The sequence below is a fragment of the Paenibacillus sp. FSL R5-0810 genome (genome assembly GCF_038002285.1).
In the GTDB taxonomy this organism is placed as follows: Bacteria; Bacillota; Bacilli; order Paenibacillales; family Paenibacillaceae; genus Paenibacillus_AQ; species Paenibacillus_AQ lactis.
The window spans coordinates 1,448,973-1,472,623 of record NZ_JBBOCF010000001.1 but is presented as its reverse complement, the minus strand read 5'-3'; the positions used below and the strand labels follow the sequence as shown (position 1 = coordinate 1,472,623).

Sequence of the window (23,651 nt, the reverse complement as noted above, 5' to 3'; positions counted from 1 at the left end):
CTACAAATAAAATGGTCAATGTGTCGTTGCTTGAAATTATAGGCCGCGATGCATGCGGAGTCGATGTACATTTCGCTGGTTTGGTGTACGATTCCATTCCAATTTTCATACAAGAAGATCATAGAAGCGAACGAAATTCTACTCAAAGCAAGTATAAATATGCTAGGCTATAGGTATAAAATCACTGCGAGGTGCTCGAATGTGTTCCAATTGATGAGCGTGAATTTTGATGATTACATCCCAAATTGGCGGACACAGCTGGAGACGATTGCATACAACGTCCTTGTTGTAGTAAGAGCAGGCAAGGTAAGATACGAGATCAACGGAGAAGAAGTGATTGCGGAAAAAGAAGACGTGCTCTTTATCCCTCAGTCTACCAGAAGAAGCGGCGGCAATTGGAACGATACCCCGCATCAGAAGCATACGATTCTATTTACGCTGGATCGCCAAGAGCCAACTGGAATTCCATTTCTGGACGCAGGGCAATTCATGAAATTCAACCTTACGCATATTCAATATGCCTATCGCCGCTGCGAGCGATTATACGAGGAAATGCGGGGCGGCAAAAGCTACCGCACGATGATCTGTCAAGGCATCATGCAGGAGCTGATCGGGATGCTGGCCCGTGAGCTCGAAAAGACTGAGCTTGCGCCCAGCAAACGAAACTACGCGGATACCATCAAATCCTATCTGCTGGAGCATTATCGCGAATCGATAGAAATCGATGCATTGGCGAGATTAATCCATCGCTCTCCGAGCTATGCCGCAGCCCTTTTCAAAGAGGTGCACGGTCAATCTCCGATTCGATATATGCACCAGCTGCGGGTGCAGGAAGCCTGCAGCCTGCTGATTCACTCGGACATGAGCATCACACATATCGCAGACTATCTGGGTTATTACGACACTTCCTATTTTTATCGGATGTTTAAAAAACACACCGGTTTCTCGCCCTCAGACTATGTACAACAACACAACTTGCTTTAAACCCAATCAAACATATCAACCTAAACATAGTATTAAGTATTCGGAGATGAGAGGAGGTTTCCTTGTGGGTGAAGTAAACGGATATGGCGGAGGCTACTCCATAGGAGCAATCCTGGTTCTCTTTATTCTTCTGGTTATCATTGCTAGCTCCTTTGGTTTTGGCATTGTTTAATAGGGAAACCTAAACTCACAGCATAGGCTCGGCAAGCACCAAGAACCCGCCGATCATTATCGCGCGGGTTCTTGGCATATACAAAGTTTAAGATGTGGAAATATTGCCTGACTAATACATAGGATCGCACGTGCTGAAAGAGATTTCCTTCATCCTCTCTAATCGGGGAGCCCGCTTCGCGGCGCAACAGCCGTTGTTCCTCGCTCAACCAGCTTGACCGGCACCAGGATTTTGCCCGAGGCTTGCTTGCCCATTTCCAGCCAGTTCACGATAATCTCGGCGGCCTGGCGTCCGATTTCATAAAAGTTTTGTTCAACCGTCGTCAGTGGTATGATGACATGCTCTGTGACCGGATTGTTGTCGAACCCAATAATCGAAATATCCTCCGGAATACGGATTCCTCTGTCCAGACAGAGATTCAGCAGGTTGGCGGCGATAAGATCATTCTCGGTCTGAACGGCCGTGATGCCCTCCGCACGGTAGGAATCAAGCAGCTCGTTATAGAATCGCTCCGCGCCGACTTGTTCCCGGTATCCCTTCATATTCAGCCAAATATATCGGCTGTCAAGAGGAATCCCGTGATCCTTAAGCGCCTGGCAATAGCCGAAATACCTGTCCCGGACCGAGGAAGTAGATTCAATGCTTACAGCCGTCAGGAATGCGATTTTGCGGTGGCCGAGCTCGATGAGTCGGGATACCGCCTGGTACGAGCCGCTGTAGTTGTCTGATACGACCGCTCCGAGCGGAAGGCTGTCGAAATATTTATCAATGGTAATGATCGGATAGTCCTCCAGCGTAAGCCGGTGAAGGATATCATAATTCGTCTGATCGTTCCTGGGATACAGGATGATTGCCGCTATTCCTTTTCGCGTCAGCATTTCCAGCAGATCCCGCTCTTTCTGGGAGTCGTAATCGCTTTGATGAATGCTCAAGTAGTAGCCATTCGCATTCAGCCAGTCCGATGCGCCGCGAATGTACCCCATCGTGCCCCGGTCATCCTCCGAGGGCAGGATCAGGGAGATCATTTTTCCGGTGCCTTCCTCTCTTCCATCTTGCCCGCGGCTCCTGGGTTTGACGAAGCTCCCGCTTCCTTTAATCCGGTAGATCAAGCCTTCCCGCTCGAGCTCTTCGAGCGCTCTTCTTGTCGTAATGCGGCTCACGCCAAAGGCCGAGCTCAGCTCGGCCTCCGTGGGCAGCTGGGATTCGGGAGGGTAGCGGCCCGAAACAATTTGTGATTTCAGCTCGTCCATCATAACGCTGTACAGCGGTTTATTGTCTTTGGTCAACTTCGCTCTCATCCCATCTTTAACGTACTTGCACGTATCTCGCTTGTTACGCTAAATTATAGCGTTTCTAACATCGGCATGTAAACTCGCTGCACGGAAATCGCCCGCTGCCGTACGCCCATACCGGGCAAGCGATCGTTTACACAGCAGTCTCGGCAATCGCTCGTGAACAATGCCATAGGATCATTTGACGTTCAAATATCGTTCGTATTGCGCACGCTTGATTTCCAGGTACTCCTTGGCCCCCATCTTGTCGAGCGTCTTGACGTATCCGTCCCAATCGGTATCTAAGCTGGCCTTCCCCGTCACGAACTTGACCCTCATTTCCTGGATATATTTATTGATATCGGTCAAGATTGCGCTCGTCGTGTTCGCTTCCTCATCTGTCGGCACGAAATCCGGCCACAGCTCCTTCGGGGCGAATTCATCCAGCTCAGCCGGGTCCGCCTTAATCTCGTCGGCTACCGTTGTCCCTCTTGCAGCCATCCGCAGCTCATCGTCCGGCTCCACATAAGGGTAATACGCACCGTACACATTGTCGACGTATTGGAACGCCCCGAGCTGCACGCCTCCCTTATAATTCAAGATGTCTTCCTTGTACCTCGGCTTGCCGTCTACAAGATCGTATGTTTCGCCCTCTAACCCGAAGGTGCCGAAGTTGATGCCCTCCTCGCCGTAGAAGTAATCGATCCATTTGATCGTTTCGACCGGATGCTTGTTTTTGTTCGTTATGATGAATCCGAATATGCCTTTGGCAGGCGGTCCGAGCGTGCCGGCAACCTTGTCCCCGTTCGGTCCTTCCAGCGCGTTAATGCCAACGTACTGCTCGGCAGCCTCCTTGCCGATATATCCAGGGCCTTCCCATACGAAGGAGCCGATCTTTCCGCTCGCGCCGTCCGCCGACCATTTGGCGTAGTCGTAGCCGGTCGTGAAATTTTGCTGCGCAAGCGAGCCGTCTTTATACAAATCGCTCATATACCGCAGAAGCTCCCGGTACTTCGGATCGTTGAACGTCGTTTTCACCTGTCCATCGGCGTCCTTGTACAAATATTGGCCGAACGCCTTGGCGCCGCCTTCTCCCATGCCGAAGCTGCCTGCGAGGAAGCTTTCCAGGAAGGTCCAATACTGCGTCTCAAGGACCCAGCCCAGGCGGGAATCATCCTTCTCTCTTACCTTCTTCAGCGCCTCGCGGAGCTCTGCGGTCGTCTTCGGAACGTCAAGTCCGGCTTCATCCAGCCAGGATTTATTGATATATAACCGGACGGAATTAAATGCCTTCGAGAAGTCGACATAGGGCAGCGCGTAGATGTGTCCGTCGGACATCGTGATCGCTCCCTTGATGTCCGGATTCTCGTTCAGCAGCTTTCGCAAATTAGGTGCATGCTCCTCGATCAATTCCTCAAGGGGTATGAACAATCCCTGTTTGCCGTATTTCATCAGCTCGTCCGTTCCGAAGGCGATGCGATAAAATGCATCGGGAAGATCGTTGGAGCCGAGCATGACGTTTTTCCGCTCCGTTACGGCTGCGCCGGCAAGTTCCTCGAACTCGACCTTAATGCCGGAGATCTCCTCGTATTTTTGCCACATCCACAGCTGATCGGCCGGAGGATGAACATCCGTATAACCGCGCTTCACGATATGCAGTGTAATGCTTCCCGGATCCCCTTCGGTATCGGAAGGCTCCGGAGAAGCCTCGCTCCCGGACCCGCCGCAGGCGGACAGGAGCAAAGAGAATGTCAGGGTCAAGGCAAGCAGAAATTGAAGTCTTTTTCTCATATCAACAATCCCCTCTTTCCATCTTTATGAGGTCCAAGCCAAGAAATCGGGCGGTTCCTGCTTGAATCCCCGTGTTATCCCTTGATCGCTCCCACCATGATGCCTTTCTCGAAAAAACGCGACAGCAGCGGATACAACAGAAGCAGCGGCAGCGCGGACAGGACGACAATCGCATACTTCAGCCCTTCCTTCACCATCATCTGGTCCGCATACTCAGCCCCGACCGATATGCCGGCCATCTCCTTGAAATCGTTCTGCACGAGAATTTCCCGCAAAATAAGCTGCAGCGGAAACTTCTCCCGATCCGTTAAGTAGATCATCGCATCGAAGTAAGCGTTCCAATGGCCGACGCCGTAGAACAGAAGCATGACGGCAATGATGGGCATGGACAGCGGGAGCACGATTTTGTACAGCATCTGAAAATCGCCGCAGCCGTCCACATAGGCGCTTTCTTCAAGCTCGATCGGAATCCGCGTCTGGAAATAGGTGCGCATGATGATCATGTTGTAGGCGCTGATCGCCCCCGGCAGCACAAGCGCCCATACCGTGTTCAGCAGCCCAAGCTGCTTATTGACCAAATACAGAGGAATCAGACCACCGCCAAAAAACATCGTAAACGCAAACAGCATCGTAAACAGACCTTTACCGTAGAACCGTTTGCGGGACAGCGGATAGGCGGCGAGCACCGTCATGATCAGGTTGATGGCAGTTCCCAGGAAGGCATACAGGATGGTGTTCAGGTACCCGCGCCATATTTCGCCGTTCTCAAACACCTTGGCATACGAATCGAGATTGAAGCCGGCCGGATATAACAGCAGCGGCTTGTCCCAGATTTGACGCGGATCGGAGAATGAAGCAAACAGCACGAACACGAGCGGATACAGAATGATGACGGTGACCAAGACGGCGAGCACCAGAATGACGATATCCGCGATTTTCTCGCCAGGCGTTCGTTTGATGTTCAGCAGCACGACATAGGTTCCCTCCTTAACATACAGTCGGCATTCTTCCCTACCATAAGCTGGTTTCCCCGGCCTTGCGGGCTGCCGCATTGACGATAATCAGGATCATGAAGTTTATGACGTTGTTGAACAGGCCGACTGCCGCGGAGAAGCTGTACTGGGTGTTAATCAGCCCGCTTTTGTACATATAAGTCGAAATAACCTCAGAGGTTTCCAGGTTCATCGGGTTTTGCATCAGCAGGACTTTCTCGAAGCCGACGCTCATAATGCTTCCGGCGCTCAAAATCGATAAGATGACAATGGTCGGCAGGATTCCGGGAATCGTAATATGCCAGATGCGGCGGAACTTGCTGGCACCGTCCATGTAAGCCGCCTCGTATAAATCCGGGGATATGCCGGATATCGCAGCGCTGTAGATGAGTGACGACCAGCCGATTCCCTGCCACACGCCGGACCAAACATACAAATGCCAAAAGTTAGATGGTTCGGCTAAAAAATCGACGGGTTCTTTCCCGAGAGAAACCAGAATGGAATTGAAAACGCCGTTCGTCGGCGAGATGAAAAAGAACAGGATACCGACTGCGACCACGACGGAGATGAAGTGAGGAGCGTAGGAGATGGTCTGGGCGAATGAGCGGAATTTGCGGCTCCGCAGTTCATTGAAGAGCAGCGCCAAGAGAACAGGTGCCGGGATGCCGACGAGCAGTCCATACAGGCTGATGCCGATCGTATTTTTCAGAATTGTCCAAAAGTAATACGCATCAAACAGCCGCTCGAAGTGCTCCAAGCCGACCCATGGGCTGTTCCAAATGCCTAGTCCGGGCATAAAATCCTTAAACGCGATTTGAACGCCGTACATCGGCCAGTAGTGCCAGATCAAGAAGTAAAGTACCGCCGGAGAAATAATGAGATACAGTCCGACATTTCGCTTCAGCTGCTTTTTGACATGCTTCCATTTGCTCGGCCTCTGTACGGGCTGTGCGGATGCCGAGGATAGGCGAGCGTCCATTTGTGGCCATGACCTCCTTCTTGAAAAAGGTAAACGCGGCGGAGATTTTTGTCAGCGTAAGAAACACAGATGTTCATCTCCTGAATTCAGCAATTCATCATCCCCTTCCTGTATTTGTTATGATATGTTGTTATGTAATTTCATAGTTGTTATAACACATTCTAGGTTCGATTCCCTGGATCGTCAAGATCTAATCATTTAAAAGATTGGGAGAAATGAAAAAAAGACCGCGTTGTTAAGCGGTCTTTCTGTTATCGTATTACCTCGCGAGCCTTGAATTAATGGGCATTGACGAGAATCTTTACCTGGTTCTTTTCCTTGAGCAGCGCCTCAAATCCATGCTCCACCACTTCATTTAGCTTAATCTTCTGCGTAACGAGCTTCTCTGCCGGGAAGAAGCCTTTCTCCATCAGGCTGATCACGGCCGGGAACACGTCACGATAGCCGATAATGCCGGTGATGCTCCGTTCTTTCATAACAATATCGTTCGGAATGATCGGCGCAGAGGTTTCGAAAATGCTGACGATCATAATCTGCCCGCCGATCTTCGTGGAATGGATTGCCTGAGTGAGAACGGGAGGAACGCCGGTCACTTCGAAAGCGACCTCGACACCCCCGCCGGTGCGCTGCTTCAGCTCCTCGACGACATCGCAGGCTTTCGGATCAATCACGATCGCCCCTAACTCCGTCGCCTTCTGTTTCCGTTCCTCGGACAGCTCTACGGCGTAGATATCCGAAGCGCCTGCAGCCTTCAGCGCCTCGATGACAAGCAGTCCGATCGGCCCGGCACCAAACACGACGGCGCGATCGCCGGCTTTCAGCTGGCTCTGGCGTACTGCGTACAAGGCAACGGCCGACGGCTCAACCAATGCCCCCTGCTCATACGAAACACTGTCGGGAATTTTGTGCACCATATGCTCATCCGCTGCGACGAACTCGGAGAATCCGCCTCCGCCGCCGGCCAGGCCCAGGAAGCCCATTTTTTCGCACAAATTGTATTTACCTTGACGGCATGCCTCGCAAGTCCCGCAGGAAAAAACAGGTTCTACGACGACGCGGTCGCCGGCTTTAAAGCGAGTTACTCCCTCCCCGACTTCAACCACTTGGCCCGAAAATTCATGGCCCATAACGACCGGTGCCTGTTCTCCGGTAAGCGCATGCGGGGTTGATTCAGGTATAAAAATCGGTCCGGCTACGTATTCGTGGAGGTCGCTTCCGCAAATACCGCACCATTCCACCTTGATTTTCACTTTACCTTTCGTTGCTTGAGGCTCCTCAATGTTCTCGAGCCGCAGATCCTTCACACCATGCCAGCGCAGTGCTTGCATCGTCTTCATCTCCTTATGAGTTCGAAAATAAAAGAATGAAATAGGAAACGTTTCCGAAATCAAATATGTCATAGTTTCGCTATTCTGTCAAATCTTCTTCCTTGAATTGTGAAAGGTGATATAGCATGTCAAGGCTCTTTGTCTGTAGCATGCCATAAATCGCAGTTTCCCGGTATTCCAATGGATCTCAATTACCGCCGACAATCGCCGTGAAGTTATATTGTCATCTTCAAAACACCTTCTTATCCCCCAACTCCCCATCCTCCCCCGTCTTTAGGAAATAAGGAAGCATGCATGCTATAATAGAGGTGATTGCCTCAATCATCCAATATTTTCGTACTCATACAGGAAACGTTTCCGATAGAGAAAGGGTTAAAGGATTATGACGAATTCAAAAAAAGTAACCATTGAGGATGTTGCCAAAAAAGCAGGCGTCGGTATTGCCACCGTCTCCAGAGCCATCAACAACAGCAAAGGAATCAGTCCGAAAACAAAGGCCATGATCATGCAGGTAATCGAAGAAATCGGCTTCAGTCCGGATACGTCAGCTCAAAGCTTAAAGGTCCGTCAGACGTATCAAATCGCCTTGGCCGTCCCGGACATCCGGAACGCCATCATCCCGGAAATCGCCTGGTCGGTCGAACAGACTGCCAAACAGCACGGGTATCGGGTTGTTCAGATTAATACGGCCGGCAACGCCCGGAACGAGCTCGAAATCGTGCGGGATATCAAGAAGCTGCACGTGGACGGGCTGATCATCATGCCGCTCGCTTACCCTAAAACGCTCGGAGATCTGATTAGCAAATCCAGCCTTCCGGTATCCATCATCAATTATGGCAAGCAGCTCGGCGATGAGTACAAGGCCGATATCGTCGGCCTCGCAAGGCAGGAAGGCAGACTTGTCATGGAGCATCTCATCAAGATCGGGAGAACGCGGATCGCTTATGCCGGCGCGCCAAAGGATAAAATCGAAGAACGTTACTGGGCATATGAGCAGTCGTTGAATAAGGTCGACCCTTCCCTCGTTTATTTCGGAGAAGATTTCTCTTTCGAGACAGGCGTCCGCGCGGCGGATTACTTCTACGGGCTTAAACATATGCCGGACGCGATCTATGCCGTCAACGACATGGTCGCCATCGGCATTGTTAACCGATTTAAAGAATTGAAGATCAAGGTTCCGGAAGACGTCGCTGTCGTGGGCATCGACAACAACGCGTGGACCACGGTTACTACGCCGCAGATCAGCTCTGTTTCCATTATGGGTGACGAGGTGGCGCGGCTTGCCACGGAGCTGCTCTTGAAGCGTTTGCGGGAACGGAAAAGCGGCGGCTACGAACGCGTTCAGTTCGAACCCCGACTGATCGTGCGGGAGTCTAGCGTATCCATCACCCGAACCACCGCCGAGGAATAAAGATATGACGAACTTGCGTGTGAACAATAAGAAAGACCGTGCAGCAGCTGCTGCACGGTCTGTTCTATGATTGCTTGAGTAAGGTTCGAGAAATGATCTCTGTTCCCTTTCCAAGCGATTTGGCGAGACCAAATGTGCTTTTTCTCACTATGCTGTGTCAGAGAAGCTTGCTAATAAGTAGCCGTAGATCATCGATGAGTGTGTCTGGATTTGACATGGCAATCATATGACTCTCACTGCTCCGATCTCGGGGATTTTCATTCGTATTCTTCGGCCATCCGTCATATTCTGTAAACCTCTCAATAAGGTAACCCAGCCTGCGCATTATCTCGGTCCAGACGCGGGCGACGCGTTTGCTGCTCCACGGAGCCTCATCTGCCGGCTCTGGATAAGCGGAACAGGCGAACCCGGGAAGTGAGGGTGCCACGATGTGTAACGCAATCCTTGGAGCTTCCCTTTTTGCTCAACTCTTTTTGTACGGGTTCCTTGATTCTTCGATGATCGTGATCTTTCATTTATACGGACCGAGGTCCGAATACCGGCGCTAACTTCGATGCAGAAAGCTGCTCGCTTAGCCCGAAATATTCGCAAAAATTCATGATCATCGGATTCCATTTCGAAGGATCGATATAGTTGGACTCTCCATCCATAAGAAGCCCTTCTTCGATATGCACTTTTTCAATGTAAACTTCCATGGCAACAAGCGAACTTGGTTCTTCAAAAGGGTGGACCTTCACAAGCCTGGCTTCCAGGTGGATGGGACATTCCTTGACGCGCGGTGCGTGAACGAGTTCGGACGGAAGTGGAGTTAGCCCGGCGATCCCAAACTTATCCGCCTCATGCTGATATCCCCTCTCGGCTTTAGATTCCGGCACAGGATTGCGACCGGTCAATAGCGTCAATTGATCGATTGCGGGAATCAAGTCAACCGACGGAAGATTCAGCACGCACTCGCGCTCACGGATCAGATTTTGAACGGTCTGGGATTTGCTGCTCATCCCAAGCATGCATGATTGATTGAGCCACCAGGCGGAAGACATTGGAGCCAGGTTGGGCGTGCCGTCTTCGTTGACCGTGCTGATCAATACGACCGAAGTGCCGAAGTATAGGATTTTGGGCTGGATTACTTTATGCATGACAGACACCCTCTCTCCACTATGATTTTTAAGTAATGTATCACGAGACCATTTATGGAAGATAGGGTTTTGGAATAAGACCGCAAGATCTCGAAATTGGACCGGGGATTCGCCACATCAACTAGAGAACAGCGGAACTTCCCCGCCCGGATACAAGGTCGAGCTGGACAGCCGTTTCGTCTGCGGCAAAGGAATACCCGAAGCAGGCTCGCTTAAATCTGCACTTTTGCTCGAATAGATAGACGCTGTTTCATCGCTGTAAATAATGACTTGCTCCATACCGCTTCCCCATAAGTCGGCATGGACGGCATATCCCTCGTCAGGAAACTCCGCGATTGCATTCATGTGACCGTCATACAAGGTGGGAAGGACCCCTCCACCGCGCCGATAAGCCAATATATAGTCCAGGGCTCCTTCCGCCCATCCGCGCAAAGGCTCGATAATCGTTAGCCAGCCTGGTGTTTTGCGGTCTTCTTTCCAAACCTCCCGGCCGCTGCCGTCGAGCAGGAATAAGGCGTCCTTGCCGACCAAACCCTTCCCGTCGTCCTCTCTCACAAGCCGGTCCAGCCCCGCAATTTGCAATCCAGGCAGGTCGCTTCGGAAGCGACCGAGCGCGATGTGCTGCGACTCGATGGAGCCTTCGTATCGCCATAGCTCCCTCCCGTTTCGGTCATACATGACCGTGACGCTGCCTCCGATCACGATCTCCGGGTCTCCGTCGCCGTTCACGTCGCCGATCCAAATGCAATCGGCATGGTCATCCAAATCGCGGCAGCTCCATAACGGCGTGCCGTCATGGTCCAACAAGGTATAACCGGCCATCACTTCATCATACCCGTCCCCGTCCAAATCGTAGACCCAAGGGAAGTGGCCCGGATTGCCCTCATGCGTCCATAGGATGTTGAAATGATGGTCCATTGCCCACATGCGGCGATAACGATCCTTTAGGATGATATCCCGCGTATGCGGGCTTCCCGTCAAATTCGCAACGATAATGCAGTCATGCGCCTCCGGATCCGGCAGCTCATGCGATGATCTGACGCTTCCGTCGTACCCGTTAATGACCAAGAGACGGTTCTCCATAACGCATAACACCTCTAAATGACCGTCTCCGTCGATATCGACAATTTGAGCGGGATAATCCGAGCCTTGACTGCCGGCGCCAGGATCCGGTTTGCCTGTTTGCCACAGCAGATTCCCCTCCAAATCGTACGCAGTGAGGCACTGCACCTGATGGGGAATGTAACGCACGTCCTGGCGGTTGTCGGGTTGAACGAGCAGCATCTCCATCCGGCCGTCTCCGTTTAAGTCGCCAAGCAGCATTTTACACCGCGGACCTGCTGCCCGAATATCCAGCCTCCCGATGAGCAAAGGATCAATTGCCTTCCCTTGGTTCATCCGATATCCCTCCTTTTGATGAATGATCATGAAAAATCCTCAAAAGCTCCCTCCAACTGCCATTTCGGCACTCCCGCTAAAGCTTGATCTGCTCTCCGCCTTTCACTTCGACAATCTGTCCATCCACGTCCAACCAAACGCTTAATGCTGACGGGTTATAGACGAAATCCAACGCGGCTGCAAACTTCAGTCCTTCGAATGCTTTCGTATAATCGACTAACTCGATGTTCGTGCAATACCAGATTTCCGGTTTACCTCCTACATAAGCGCAGAACTGTTCCATAAGTTCCCAATTTTGATCGTGATCGAATTCGTAGCTATGCCCCCATACGTTCATCAGATACAAGTACTGCTTTTTATGCAGGCTCATGAAGGTCTCGGCGTGCTTCATCAAATCACGATTATGATGACAGGTCGGCTGCCATTCCAGGAAATCGTCCGGCATTCCGAAATGCCCTGAACTCGCAACGACTCTCGCATATTCTATCCCGAGGCCCGGCAGCATCTCTTTAATTCTGCGGCTGTAAGAGCCGTTCGGATACGACATCCCTCGAACCGTATACCCTACGATACCCTCCAAAATGCGCCGGTCTTCCATGACTTCATGCACGATTTGCTCATTCGGACAGCGAGCGATCGTCGGATGGGTCAACGTATGCGCCGATACCTCGTGACCTTCATAAAGCGTTCTGACCTCTTCTGCCCCCACCCTGTCCGGCGTTCCGAGCAGCCCGGAATTGATATGAAAAGTTCCTTTGAGCCCATGCCGGTTCAAGATGTCCACCAGCCGCCGATCGGCAAATCGTCCGTCGTCATAACTCAATGTCAGGGCTTTGTGCCTCCCTCCAGGAAAGCACATCATAATTTTGGTCATCCTGTTTCCTCCTCATCGGATATGCTCCTCGTGACGGATTATGCTTCCATTACGAGATATACTCCTCGTGAACGAAATATCCCCCTCGTAACGGGGGCCGATTACCTTCGCCTTGCGCGGGGAAGATACAATTGCGGAACAGGCACCATTCCCCAATCGATATCGGATGCAAAATAAAAGCTTGTATAACTTGGCTGGTTATATACGACATTCTGCCATGCAATTCCTGTCCGATATTGCGTATCATGCATCAACGTATACAATTTTCGGTCCGTTACTTCGGTGCTCAAGTAGATACGGATCGCCGAGCTATCCTTTGTTCGAACCAACAGCTCCTCTCTCCAATCTCCGAACACGTCCGCAACAAGGCATGGATTTCCCTTCGTACCGTTGTTGGAAACCGCGCCTTCTGCGGTAAGCAGCCTGCCTCGTTTCCAGTCGTCGATCGTAACCGGCTCGTCGAATCTGCCGTTGATGATCTGTGTGGTCATATCAGCCGACCATTTGATGCTCATGTTCGTGCCCGGTACCTGTGCCGCAATCCGTTCTCCCGTACATGTCATCAAGCCGAACGCTTCATCGCTTTCATAACCTTCGCTGCACCATGTTTGAAGGCCGCGATGATTCGGTTCAACCTGCCCGATCATTCCGCGCCCAACGTCATCGATTGCGAAGCCGCCGTATAACACCTCGCCGGTTGCCGCATCACGCAGCGTATATCCGTAGGGTCCCGATGCGCCGCTTTCATGGACCATAAATATCTCCAACCCTTGCCGATCCGGATCTATATTCGCTACATGAAGTGCATCGCCGTGACCCAGCTTGGAGATTGCGCCAGGCTCCTTGCTTTCCGGGGGCATTTCAGCCCGAGAGCTGTATAAAATCGTTCCGTCATGGTCGATGGTTGCCGCCCCGTATATAATTTCGTGGCAGCCATCTCCGTCCACATCTGCAACGCTTAATGAATGCGCGCCTTGTTTAGCGAGGCTGCCGAACTTCTCACTGCGGCCGTCCTCTAGACCAAGCGTATCATGAAAAGGGTTATTCATCGAAACCCAGCCGCTGTCGACGAACCACTTCTCCTTAAGGCGCTTTCCATCCCAGGAATAGGCTGCGACGGCGGCCCTGGTATAGTAGCCGCGGGCAAAGATCGCAAACGGTTGTTTGCCGTCCAAATAGGCTACGCCTGCCAGAAATCGGTCCACGCGATTACCGGGCTCGATGCGGTTCCAAGCATAATCCCCCCACATCAGACCGTCATCATGCCGCCCCGGCTTATAGGGGATCGTCTCCAATTCCTCGCCCGTATGCCCATAAAATACGGTTAAATATTCAGGCCCATCAAGAACGAATCCCTCGAATGACCGCAAATTGTTGCGGCCACTCCGACTGGGAGCATACACATCGAGGAAGTAATCGGCGAGCCGTTCCGCATCCCCCCTGGACAAAGGGTAATCGTAACGTTGCTCGATCCCAAAGCATTCTTCCAGCGTGGAGGGCCATCGTCCGGCCACCACCTCCTCATGGGAGTGCCAGCGCATGAACACTGAGACGATATGCTTATAGTAATCCTCGCTGCTCATTCGATAGTCGTCCGAATGGCTGTATCCGGCAGCGATATCCTCAGGCGGCATCGTTACATAAGTTTCGGTGGTGCTCTGACCTGCCTGATTGTACCGGATGACCTTCGTGCCGGGTGCGGTCTTAAACATGAGCTCGGCTCTCCCGTCTCCGTCAAAATCGTAGACCAGAAACTGCGTATAGTGGGCACCTGCCCGAATGTTCACGCCTAGGTCAATCCGGTATAGCAGCGTTCCGTCCAGCTTATAACAGTCGATATACACCTGTCCGGTGTAGCCGGAGTGCGATACATCTTTCGCGTTTGAAGGGTCCCATTTGACAAAAAACTCATACTCGCCGTCGCCATCTACATCCCCTACGCTCATGTCATTCGCCGAGTATGTAAAGGTTTGACCGGTCGGCGTTATGCCGTCAGCCGGTTTTTGCAAGGGTATTTCGTAGTACGGACCTTCCCACGGATTGACATCGGCACTTCGGTCGACCTCTTGACCGTCGACAACGGCACAAACATAGTAAACCGAGTCTGGCGTCCCGCCGGGATCCAAATAATTGGTGCTGTCGCAGACAACTGCGATCAAGCTGCCATCTCGATACAGGTTAAAATCAGTTCCGGTCAGTCCGTTACTGCTAAAGCCGCTCACTTCATTCCCGAGCAATCGCCAGCTGAGAAATACTCCTTCGGATGTGACAGCTGCAACCAGCCCGCGACCCAGGTATTCCAGCTGAACCTCGGACTGATTCCTTGTTTCATTTTTGTACTGATCATGGTCGGTTTTCATAATTAGGCCCCCTCTCAATTGATGATTTGCCTGCGGCATACACGGTTAGATTTGCATATTCACCAATCAACGGGGCCATCTGGCGGAAACCAACCTTGCCGCCGGCGAGTTGCGGTCCGTACGTCTGACCGTCGTCCTCCCATGAGAACACCGGCAGGTCGTTAACGGCAAACGTAATGCGGTTCTTATCCTTGACGATGAGCATCCGGTAAGGGCCAACCGCGTCCATGACGCCAGGGATGGGATCCGCCCCTTGAGCGACCAGATGGAAGCCGTAGCTTTTTCGCAAATTGCATGTGTGAAACATCCGTTCTTCCGTCCACTTCCTCCGAAAGTAAGAGATATGGAAGGCATTCATTTCGCCGTGATGGTACTGGTCGTATTCCCCCGTCCGGGGCTTGATCGAAGGATCGAATAAATCACGCCCCTCCGTTCCGGTTGCGCAAAAAAACATCATGGCCAAGCCCGGCTCGCGCACCGGCCAAAAATCCCAAGAAATTGCGGCGTCTGCCGGAAAATCCTCAAGACACCACAGCACGAAATTGGCGCGCTGTCCCTCCTTCTCATCCAAGATGCTCTCGAGTCGCATTCGCCCCATAGGAAACGTGACAGAGGCATTCCCTTCCAATCGAAAATCGGCGACATGCTCGGGATCGGCTAGCGGGTTCACGTATATCTCCCTCCAGCCTTCAGGAATAAGCGAGCTATCGGCCGGTGCCGGAACTCCTGATTCGGTTGATTGATGAGGTTTCATCTTAAGTAATGCTCCTTTCTTCCAGCCACGGGCGGATTGCCAACTATTTTGCAGGGCGGACGTGCCGATTACCAGGCTTCTTTATATCTTGGCTTGTTGCCGTTCCGATACCGTATGGCCCGGGAGTGCGTCCGGGATCAGTTCCAGGCTGATGATCGTGTTCAAAGACCACTGCGACGCCTCGTTCGTGTTCATCCAGTCAATCTCCTTCAGCTCGCCGGCGTAAGTAACGTCAGCCGAGTCTTTCTCCAGATCTGTTGTAGCAAAAGGATGTGACAGCAGCGTCGACCAGGCAAAATCGGCTGTACGTCTGTCCTTTCGGTACCAAGCGCCGTAAGCGACGAGGGCCAGTGTCAGGACAGGGTGCTCAAACCGCTTCGTGCTGATTGCACCGCCGGTAATTTGATCCTTTTCTTCTTGCGTGAGATTATAGAACACACCAAAATCAGCCATCATCTCATCCCACTGCTTATCCTTCAGCATGCCGGACAGCTCGAACCACACTTGCGGTGCGCCCATGCATAACGCCAGATGCCGTCCCCAGTTGTCGTCGCCCATCGACGTAAGCACGCCGGTTATCGGGTCGTAACCGTAAGTCGGACCGGAGATCAGACCGAAATTCGCCTGTTTGATACATTGAATGCCGGTCAGCAGTTTGTCACGGTAAAATGGATCCTCTTTACGCTCCCAGCGGGTCATCCAGTTGGAGCTGAAGGCCGCCCAATCGGGACCGACCCGGATATGCGTCTTATGCTCGTCCTTCGGAAAATAGGCGCGCATCGGGTCGATATGAACGGTTGTATAATCGGCGTCCTTGGCCACATCCATCATATCCCCGATTCGTTCGTCCCCCGTCAAATAATAATAATAGCGATGCAAGCCGGCCATGCTGATCCGGGCTTCCTTGCAGCCGCAGCCCCAATGGACGACGTTATGCCGGGAGCCGAGGCCTGCGTATTCACCGAAGTGGTAGACGTCAACCTCGCTTGTATGGCGCGTCATCGCCTCCGCCATCCGGAATATATCTTCGCGTCCCGAACGCAAAAACATCAGCCACAGCCACATGTTCGGGACCAGTTCGGTATTTTGCCACGCACAGCCGCCGAGATCATAATTCCAGACATGGCGGGCAGGGTCATAGCTGTGCATGAAATCGCCGTAATCCCAGAAGCCGTACCAGCGCCTCTGCTCTACCTCCCTTTGGTAAAAGGCGATGATCCCGTCCAGCTTCTCTTCGAGACGGGCCTTAATGGGCGTTCCCCGGTCCGGCAAGCTCCAGATGCCAAAAGCGCCCCGGCTCCGCAAATAAGCCGGCTCGCATACAAGCAGCGGCGGCGAATCGTTATAGCTCGCGTAGGCTTCCAGCTCAATCGGCGACGGCGTCGCCCCCCGGCACCAGATCGTCAGCTCGCTCGTATTGCCGACGCCGTAAGACGTTGCGCGCAGCTCTTCCGCGCCTTCGTAGGAAGACTCAACATGCGTGCTCGTATCGTAATGGCGCATGTCCATGGCGGGAGCTTCCGGCGACCAGAACCAGGCGGTCAGCTGGGCCTCGTCCGCCGTGAGACCGTGTGCCTCCATGCCGGAAGGATGCTTCTGCCAGAAATTGCGCATCGCAAGAGCCAGGCCGCCGCCTGGCCCGCCGACATACGCGACCCCGCGCCCTCTCCGGCCTTCGGCGGATTTGAGCCAGCTGCACCCTGCCTTGGTCCGCTTGGCCATCAGGTAATGGTCAGCTGAGAGCTGCGCCATTTTATAGCCGTCCCAGCACGCGGAATCGTCCAGCAGATTCATGAAGTATTCATCGGCCATGTCTTCATCGGGCAGCAATTCCCCATTGAGCTGACGCTTGAACAGCTCCAAATATTTGCCATGTGTACGCCGCGTATGGAGCGTCTTCGGCGATTCGCTTACAAAACCGCTGTCGCCCGCGAACCGGACGTGGCGGTTATAGAGCGGCCCGCGCATTGGCAGCCCGAAACGGATGCCGAGTCCCTTCACGAAATCCTGATTCGGATTGCCGTCATAAAAAAACGTATGCACGACCCGAAGCGACTCCAGTCCCGCGTAGGCGTACAGGCGAAGCGAAAATGGCAGCCATTCTCCGGTTCCATTGACGGCACGGTGACGCCCCGTCAGCTTAATGACCGCTCGGACCGGGCCTACTTGCTCCACCTTCGCCTCGTAAATCCGGGATTGATATCGCTCTTGCCGGATCGTTCGGCTGCCGGTCAGCTCGCTTACGCTCTCCTTGATGGCAATTAACTCGCCATAGGAGCTTATGCTGATACCGTTGTGTTGAACATCGGCGATCATACGGCTGCCTGTTTTCGGTACCCGAAAGGAAATGACGCCTGTGTCGATCGTAAAGTCGTTCTCCGTCTCATGCACCGACAGCGAAGCTGATGTTGGCAATAGCCCGGGTTCTGCCTTCACTACCGCGCACCCATCAGGAGCGCCAGCCGGAAAAGCGGCCGCATGCGCCGTCCATTTCACGCTGCCGTCCGGCCAATATGCAGTCGGCCAGCTCTGCAGCGCAGGTGCGGTGCCGCCTTCCATATGCAGCGACAGCCGCTCGTCCCGCGAAAGCTCCCCTTCCTTCCACGGCATCCCCCACGTCAACCCTGCCGGAATAGGCGTGGCTGCCTTTAACCAACGCAGTTGTACCCGCGTGTCGTTCATGGAATCATCTCCTAACGTTTTTGCTCACTTCCGACTTCTTCAACGCCCTTATTGTAGTGAGCTGAGGTTTTCCCGGCAATGACACTTTCTTGATGACCTCTTCCGGCCGAAATTGCACGATTTCTAAAAGATTGCACTTTATTGCACGCGAAGGCTAAACGAGCTTCTCACAGGCCCTTCGCTTCGCAACAAAGCCGGCAGCGTTCGCATGATGAACCACTGCCGGCTTCTTCCCCGATGTGTCTTTTACGCAGCTTGCTTCCTACTCCGCCCGGCTTAGCTCGCGGTAACGGGTGGGGGTCATGCCCTCAAGCTTTTTAAAGATCCGGTTAAAATAGCTGTGCCGATATCCGACCTGTTCAGCGACCGTGTTGATTTTCATCTCCGAATCCCGAAGAAGCTCCTTCGCTTTTTCCATGCGCAGCTCGGTCAAATAATCGATAAAGTTCTTGCCGGTCACCTGCTTGAAGGATTTGCTCAGGAAAAACGGGTTCGTGCCGATGTGATCGGCGCAATTGTCGAGCGAAATGTCGCGCATATAGTTTTGCTGCATATAGATCATGGCTTGCTCGATCAGCCGTTTGACCTGGCCATCCGTCCTGCTTGTTAGCTCCTTCATGAAAGGTGCGATCACCTTCATCTGGAACCATTCGCGGGCGCCTGCAGGCTCTTTGATCTGAGATAGCTGCTCATACAGGTTGGCGCCCTTAAACAGACGATTTGGCTGAATGCCGGATACAAGAATTGCATGCTGGACGGAACCCAGCAAATGAAGCATCCCCTGCTGGACGTCGATCGCTTTGGCCTCTTTCACGGACAACGCTTTCTGGAACTCGACGAGCAAGGCGTTGGCGTCCGCTTCCTGCCCGGTCCGTAGCGCCTGAAGAAACTCCCGTTCCAGCGTGAACGGGTACTGCGGTTCGGACGAATCCTCAAAGTCCAGCTGCTCCATCTCGATGATTTGGTTGTCGTTATCGAATTTGCGGAAGCTGGCCGCGTGCTTCACGCCCTCGAATGCGAGCGGTATGTCGCTAGCCCGGGTGACAGCCCGGCTGATCGCTACGGTCACCACCATGTTGAGCAGCCGGTTAATCGTCCGCGCAAGCTCTTCGCTGAATGCTTTGATCGTTTCCGCACAGGGCTCTCCTTCCGGCAAGATCAGCAGCACGCCCGATCCGAGATCGTGGAAATTGATCGTGCTGCTTTGCTCGAAATAGGAATCCGCCAGCTCTTCGATCATGTTGACGGACGCAAAGGTGACCAGTCCCTCGTCCCCAAACTTGAATTTTCCTTCCATGCTGGCGATTCCGGTAAGCTGTACGTACAGCACGACAAACTGCTTGCCCCGCACCTGCCATTTATACCGCTCCATCCGTGACCGAAGGTCCTCCTCGGTATATGCGTACAAATAGCCCTGAAGCAGCTGATGGAGAAAACTCTCCTTCACGTGCGGCAGCTGCTCGACCAGCTTGGCGTTCAGCTCCCGGCTTTCCCGGTTTAAATGCTGCCATTGCCGCTCGATCAGCGTGAACTCGTCCTCCCGGCTTCCGCCTATCAAGGAGGCACTAGGCAGCAAATCCATCATCAGCCGTTTGACGGGCGAATACATACGGTTCGATGCAAGCCAAGCAAGGAGCACCGCCAGGAAGAGAGCGCTCAGGCTGACCGTCAAAATGACTTTGGATATAAAGACAACCGGCGCCGTGATATTGGTGATCGGCGAGGCTGACACGTACAGCCAGCTGTCCATGATTCGTGCGAAATAACCGTATGTAACCGCGTAGGTTTTATCGTTCCATTCGTACAGGAACGAGCCTTCCGTGCTCCCGTTCAATTCGATCTCGCTCCTGACTGCCATAACAAACGTCGAGTCGATCGTACTCCCGTTGGCGGATACGTAGAGCTGCCCGGCCGGCTCCATCAGAAAGTTCTCGCCGTCGGTATAAGGCGTAATGGTCCGCAGCGCCTCCGCGACCTGATCGTTGTCCAAGCGGACGATCAGGGCACCGATCGGTTTGGGGCTGCCCCCGGGAACGAGATGCACAAACGTCAGTTCCCGTTTTCCCGGCTGATCAGGGTCAAGCGCCAGCTGTGTCCAATACGTCGTTTTTCCCGCGTCAAGGAGACGATCGTAAAGCGATATGACACTTCCGTCATGCAAAGCAGAGTATTCCGGATAAAACAATACCGGCTGACTTCCGCGCAAATAGAGGCTGACGTTGCGAATCATCGTATTGGAGCCCTGCATCACCAGCAGCGTATTCGTAATATCGCGGGTCTTCTCGAAATCGCGCACGAAGTCGCGATCGCTGAGCGAATAATCGAAGCTCGTATCGAACGCCCAATGCGCCAGCATCATTTCGAGATTGGACAGCTGTTTATTGAGATTCTGCGACCGCTGCTCAATCTGGTTATTATGGAGGTTCAACAGCTCCTTTTCCAGCTTTCCCCCCGCCATGGAGTACACGAGAACCCCTGTTATGATGCCGGGAATGCCGGCAACGAACAGGAACATGATCAAGGTTTTCCTGTAGAAGCTGCCGGATCTGCCGGATAAGCGGGCCAATAACGTCTTCCATCCATTCATCGTCAGCTCACCAACCATATCTAAAATTAGTTTTGCCTTCCCACGTCAGGCGGACCTTTGATCTTTCAGATATGTAAGCGTATTCAATAACCGCGAAATAAAACCGTTTCCTTTCATTAGCATAACGCGGACCTCCCCATAAAGCCTGCATGTTTTCAGGGTAATTTGTTCAAAAAACCGAGGAATCTCAAATAACTCCACATCGTGGAGTTCTGGATGCAAAGCGGTTACTCTCAAGTTTCGGGTAAGTTGAACGGTTACATTCTATTGCGAAAAAGAGGCCACGAGGCCTCTTTTTCGCTGGAGCGACACGACTATGGACTGCTTAGGATTTGGATGCCGCGTACAGCTCGTTGATTTCCTTAACGTAATCGTCGCCGCCGGATTTTTTCCACAGTTCGATTGCGTCGCGCCAGCCCTGCTCGTCAATTTGGCCGACGATGAATTTAATGCGGGCGTCGTTAATAATATTTCCGAGCTGCTGCCCTTTTTGCGAGTATACTTCAGAAATGAACGGTTCCGCCGGATTGGCGACGATCGTTTCCCGGTTTTTCAGCTGAACCTCCGTTTGCTTCAAGCGAAGCGGGGTCTGGGCCACTTGCAGCCCCTTGCCTTCCGGAATGTAAGGCACCATCTGGTTAAGCCCTTCGACTTCCGATTCGAGCAGCACAGCGTCCGTGCTTCTTTCCAGCGTCTGATCATCGATCTTAGTATAATGCACGCCTTCAAGCCCGAAGCTGGTCAGCGTCTGTAATTCAGGCTCGTTCAGCTGGTCAAGGAATTTCAATATGCGGTCGACCTCCTCTTCAGTCTTCACGCTCGACTTCGGAATAGCCAAAAGACCGGCGAATCCGGAGGTAGGCAGGGTACGAATTTGTTCATCCGGACCGGCTACCGCTCCGAACACGTCCATGTAATGCTCTCTTGAGTCTTTGCCCGCAGCTGCATTCGCTGCTTTGATTTTGTCGTCGACTCGAGCCGCGCCGTCCACGACGTCGATAATCACGCCGGCCTGACCGTTAACGAGCGGATCGGTCCATTTCGCGGAGTCCATGACGGCAAAATCTTGGTTGACGAGCTTTTCGTCATACAGCTTTTTCATGAACTTCAGCGCTTCGAAGTATTCGTCGTATTCGAACTCCGGCACGAGCTGGCCGTCCTTTTCCCCCCAAACGTTAGGCGCACCGAACCACAGCTTGATCTGGTCGAAGCCCGCTCCCCAACCGGCCGTCCATTTGACCATGACCAGACCATACGTGTCGTCCTTGCCGTTTCCGTCCGGATCCTTCTCTTTGAACGCTTTCAGCATATCGTAAAATTCATCGATCGTTTTCGGCTCCTCCAGGCCGACGTTCTCCAGCCAATCCTTACGGTAATAAACGCCGTTACGGCCAAGCTCGCGCCCGCGATATACGCCGTACGTTCTGCCGTTGATCGAAGAGTTGTTCAGGATGATTTCGCTGGCCTGGCTAAGGTTCGGATAATTTTTGAGCTTGTCGGTCAAATCCCAGAACGCCCCCGATTTCACCGCGCTAACGAAGCTTGGCCCCTTCGAGTCCGGCACGTAAATAATTTTCGGCAAATTGCCCGACGCCAGGGTAATGTTGAATTTATCGGCATACGAAGCGTTGGGCACCCATTCGAAATGAATGTCCGTGCCCGTCAGCTTCTCGAGCTCGGCCGCTACGGGACTATCATCCTTTGGATAGTTCGTTTTAAAAATCGGGAGCATAATGTTCAGCTTATACGCTTCTTGCGAACCTGATGAAGCGCTTGCAGGCGGAGCTGCAGTCGAGCTGTTGGTTGAGTCCGTGCCCCCGCTGCTTTTGGTGGACGAGCAGCTGGCCAGCAATACGATGCACATCGTGCCTAGAATAAGAAATGTGGAAGCACGCTTCGCTTTCATTGTCTTTTTCTTCATTAAATAGCCTCCCTTTATCGTTAGAATCCTATTACAAACCGCGCGAGCTCCAAGCAACCCCATCTTGCTGGTATAACTAACAGAGCCACGCGGATTCACACATTTGGAAAATAAAGCTCTACCCTTTCACGGAGCCAAGCAGGACGCCTTTGGCGAAATGCTTTTGCAGGAACGGGTACACGCACAGGATCGGGATCGTGCCGACAACGATCACAGCCATCTTGATCGATTGATCCGGCGGCTTCACAAAGTTAGGGTCCATCGAGTTCAGATCCCCTGCAGCCGCTTGCGATAGCAAAACGATCTGGCGCAGCATGACCTGCAGCGGCCATTTCTCCGGATCGTTGATATACAGCAGTGCCGAGAAGAAATCGTTCCAATGTCCGACGGCATAAAACAACGTAAATGTGGCGAGAACAGGCATCGACAGCGGCAGCACGATCCGCCACAAGAGGCCAAGCTCGGAGCAGCCGTCGATGCGGCCGGCCTCCTCGATCTCCTTCGGAATTTCCTGAAAAAAGTTTTTGACGATGATCAGGTTAAACGCGCTGATCGCCCCCGGCAGCATGAGTGCCCAGAGTGAATCCAGCAGCTGCAGCTCCTTGACGACGAGGTAAGTCGGGATCATGCCCCCGCCGAACAGCATGGAGAAGATGACGAGATTCAGCACCAGATTGCGGCCGTACAATCCTCTCTTTGCCAAGGAATAGGCCATCGTTACCGTAAAAAACAAATTGACGAGCGTGCCGATCACGGTCACGTACACGGAAACGCCAATGCTTTTCACGATCGTGCCTGTGGAAAAAATAAACTCGTAGGCATTTAACGTAAATGTTTTGGGTATGAAAAACACCGCCCTGGACGTCAGCTCCGCATCCGAGGCGAAGGAGCCCGCGATGACGTAAACGAAAGGGAGCACGGCAGCCAGCCCGAACATTGTGAGCACGATATAATTGACGGTGTCGAACGTGACGCCTGCCGCTGTTCTGTATTGCTTGGCCATGGATCATT

Annotated in this window: 17 protein-coding genes; 3 read left to right on the top strand and 14 right to left on the bottom strand. The window is 52.8% G+C overall.

All coding sequences use genetic code 11. The features are described 5' to 3' along the window. Positions 1–201: 201 nt before the first annotated feature. Together MKX76_RS06675 and MKX76_RS06670 are read left to right on the top strand one after the other, a co-directional pair. The gene (locus tag MKX76_RS06675) at positions 202–984 is read left to right on the top strand and encodes a helix-turn-helix domain-containing protein (protein ID WP_007128236.1); all 783 of its coding nucleotides are present in this window, start codon (positions 202–204) and stop codon (positions 982–984) included. Between the two features lie 46 nt (positions 985–1,030). Next, positions 1,031–1,156: a sporulation protein YjcZ gene (locus MKX76_RS06670; protein ID WP_198031543.1), complete on the top strand. Its 126-nt coding sequence runs from the start codon at positions 1,031–1,033 to the stop codon at positions 1,154–1,156. A gap of 158 nt (positions 1,157–1,314) precedes the next feature. On the opposite strand, the gene MKX76_RS06665 is transcribed toward MKX76_RS06670, so the two are convergent. The 5 genes from MKX76_RS06665 to MKX76_RS06645 form a co-directional block, all read right to left on the bottom strand. Next, the gene (locus MKX76_RS06665; protein ID WP_007128237.1) at positions 1,315–2,442 is read right to left on the bottom strand and encodes a GntR family transcriptional regulator; all 1,128 of its coding nucleotides are present in this window, start codon (positions 2,440–2,442) and stop codon (positions 1,315–1,317) included. A 183-nt stretch (positions 2,443–2,625) separates the two neighbouring features. Continuing rightward, on the bottom strand, positions 2,626–4,218 hold the full coding sequence (locus tag MKX76_RS06660) for an extracellular solute-binding protein (RefSeq protein ID WP_144878313.1): 1,593 nt from the start codon (positions 4,216–4,218) through the stop codon (positions 2,626–2,628). A gap of 74 nt (positions 4,219–4,292) precedes the next feature. Further along, positions 4,293–5,189: a carbohydrate ABC transporter permease gene (locus MKX76_RS06655; protein ID WP_144878312.1), complete on the bottom strand. Its 897-nt coding sequence runs from the start codon at positions 5,187–5,189 to the stop codon at positions 4,293–4,295. Positions 5,190–5,229: 40 nt separating this feature from the next. Further along, positions 5,230–6,189 carry an ABC transporter permease gene (locus tag MKX76_RS06650; protein WP_007128240.1) on the bottom strand — a complete coding sequence of 320 codons (960 nt, stop codon included), beginning with the start codon at positions 6,187–6,189 and terminating at the stop codon, positions 5,230–5,232. 278 nt (positions 6,190–6,467) lie between these two features. Then, the gene (locus MKX76_RS06645; RefSeq protein WP_007128241.1) at positions 6,468–7,517 is read right to left on the bottom strand and encodes a 2,3-butanediol dehydrogenase; all 1,050 of its coding nucleotides are present in this window, start codon (positions 7,515–7,517) and stop codon (positions 6,468–6,470) included. Between the two features lie 382 nt (positions 7,518–7,899). Between MKX76_RS06645 and MKX76_RS06640 the strand changes: the two genes are divergently transcribed. Next, positions 7,900–8,928 carry a LacI family DNA-binding transcriptional regulator gene (locus tag MKX76_RS06640; RefSeq protein ID WP_007128242.1) on the top strand — a complete coding sequence of 343 codons (1,029 nt, stop codon included), beginning with the start codon at positions 7,900–7,902 and terminating at the stop codon, positions 8,926–8,928. 515 nt (positions 8,929–9,443) lie between these two features. Here the strand turns inward: MKX76_RS06640 and MKX76_RS06635 are convergent. From MKX76_RS06635 to MKX76_RS06595, 9 genes are all read right to left on the bottom strand, one after another. Further along, positions 9,444–10,064 carry a flavin reductase family protein gene (locus tag MKX76_RS06635; RefSeq protein ID WP_007128243.1) on the bottom strand — a complete coding sequence of 207 codons (621 nt, stop codon included), beginning with the start codon at positions 10,062–10,064 and terminating at the stop codon, positions 9,444–9,446. Between the two features lie 117 nt (positions 10,065–10,181). Then, positions 10,182–11,462, bottom strand: a complete 1,281-nt coding sequence (locus tag MKX76_RS06630; RefSeq protein WP_007128244.1) for an FG-GAP-like repeat-containing protein — start codon at positions 11,460–11,462, stop codon at positions 10,182–10,184. A 76-nt stretch (positions 11,463–11,538) separates the two neighbouring features. Continuing rightward, positions 11,539–12,336 carry a polysaccharide deacetylase family protein gene (locus MKX76_RS06625; RefSeq protein WP_007128245.1) on the bottom strand — a complete coding sequence of 266 codons (798 nt, stop codon included), beginning with the start codon at positions 12,334–12,336 and terminating at the stop codon, positions 11,539–11,541. A 101-nt stretch (positions 12,337–12,437) separates the two neighbouring features. Continuing rightward, on the bottom strand, positions 12,438–14,696 hold the full coding sequence (locus MKX76_RS06620; protein WP_007128246.1) for a rhamnogalacturonan lyase: 2,259 nt from the start codon (positions 14,694–14,696) through the stop codon (positions 12,438–12,440). Continuing rightward, entirely contained in the window at positions 14,680–15,450 is a 771-nt protein-coding gene (locus tag MKX76_RS06615; RefSeq protein WP_007128247.1) for a DUF1961 family protein, read from the bottom strand. Before MKX76_RS06615 ends, MKX76_RS06620 begins: the two co-directional genes overlap by 17 nt. An 81-nt stretch (positions 15,451–15,531) precedes the next feature. Further along, a complete protein-coding gene (locus tag MKX76_RS06610) occupies positions 15,532–18,132 on the bottom strand; it encodes an exo-rhamnogalacturonan lyase family protein (RefSeq protein WP_007128248.1) in 2,601 nt (866 codons plus the stop codon). Positions 18,133–18,394: 262 nt separating this feature from the next. Beyond that, on the bottom strand, positions 18,395–20,719 hold the full coding sequence (locus MKX76_RS06605; RefSeq protein WP_007128249.1) for a helix-turn-helix domain-containing protein: 2,325 nt from the start codon (positions 20,717–20,719) through the stop codon (positions 18,395–18,397). Between the two features lie 325 nt (positions 20,720–21,044). Beyond that, a complete protein-coding gene (locus tag MKX76_RS06600; RefSeq protein WP_213615532.1) occupies positions 21,045–22,640 on the bottom strand; it encodes an extracellular solute-binding protein in 1,596 nt (531 codons plus the stop codon). 118 nt (positions 22,641–22,758) lie between these two features. After that, positions 22,759–23,643 carry a carbohydrate ABC transporter permease gene (locus tag MKX76_RS06595; RefSeq protein ID WP_028405131.1) on the bottom strand — a complete coding sequence of 295 codons (885 nt, stop codon included), beginning with the start codon at positions 23,641–23,643 and terminating at the stop codon, positions 22,759–22,761. Positions 23,644–23,651 lie beyond the last annotated feature (8 nt).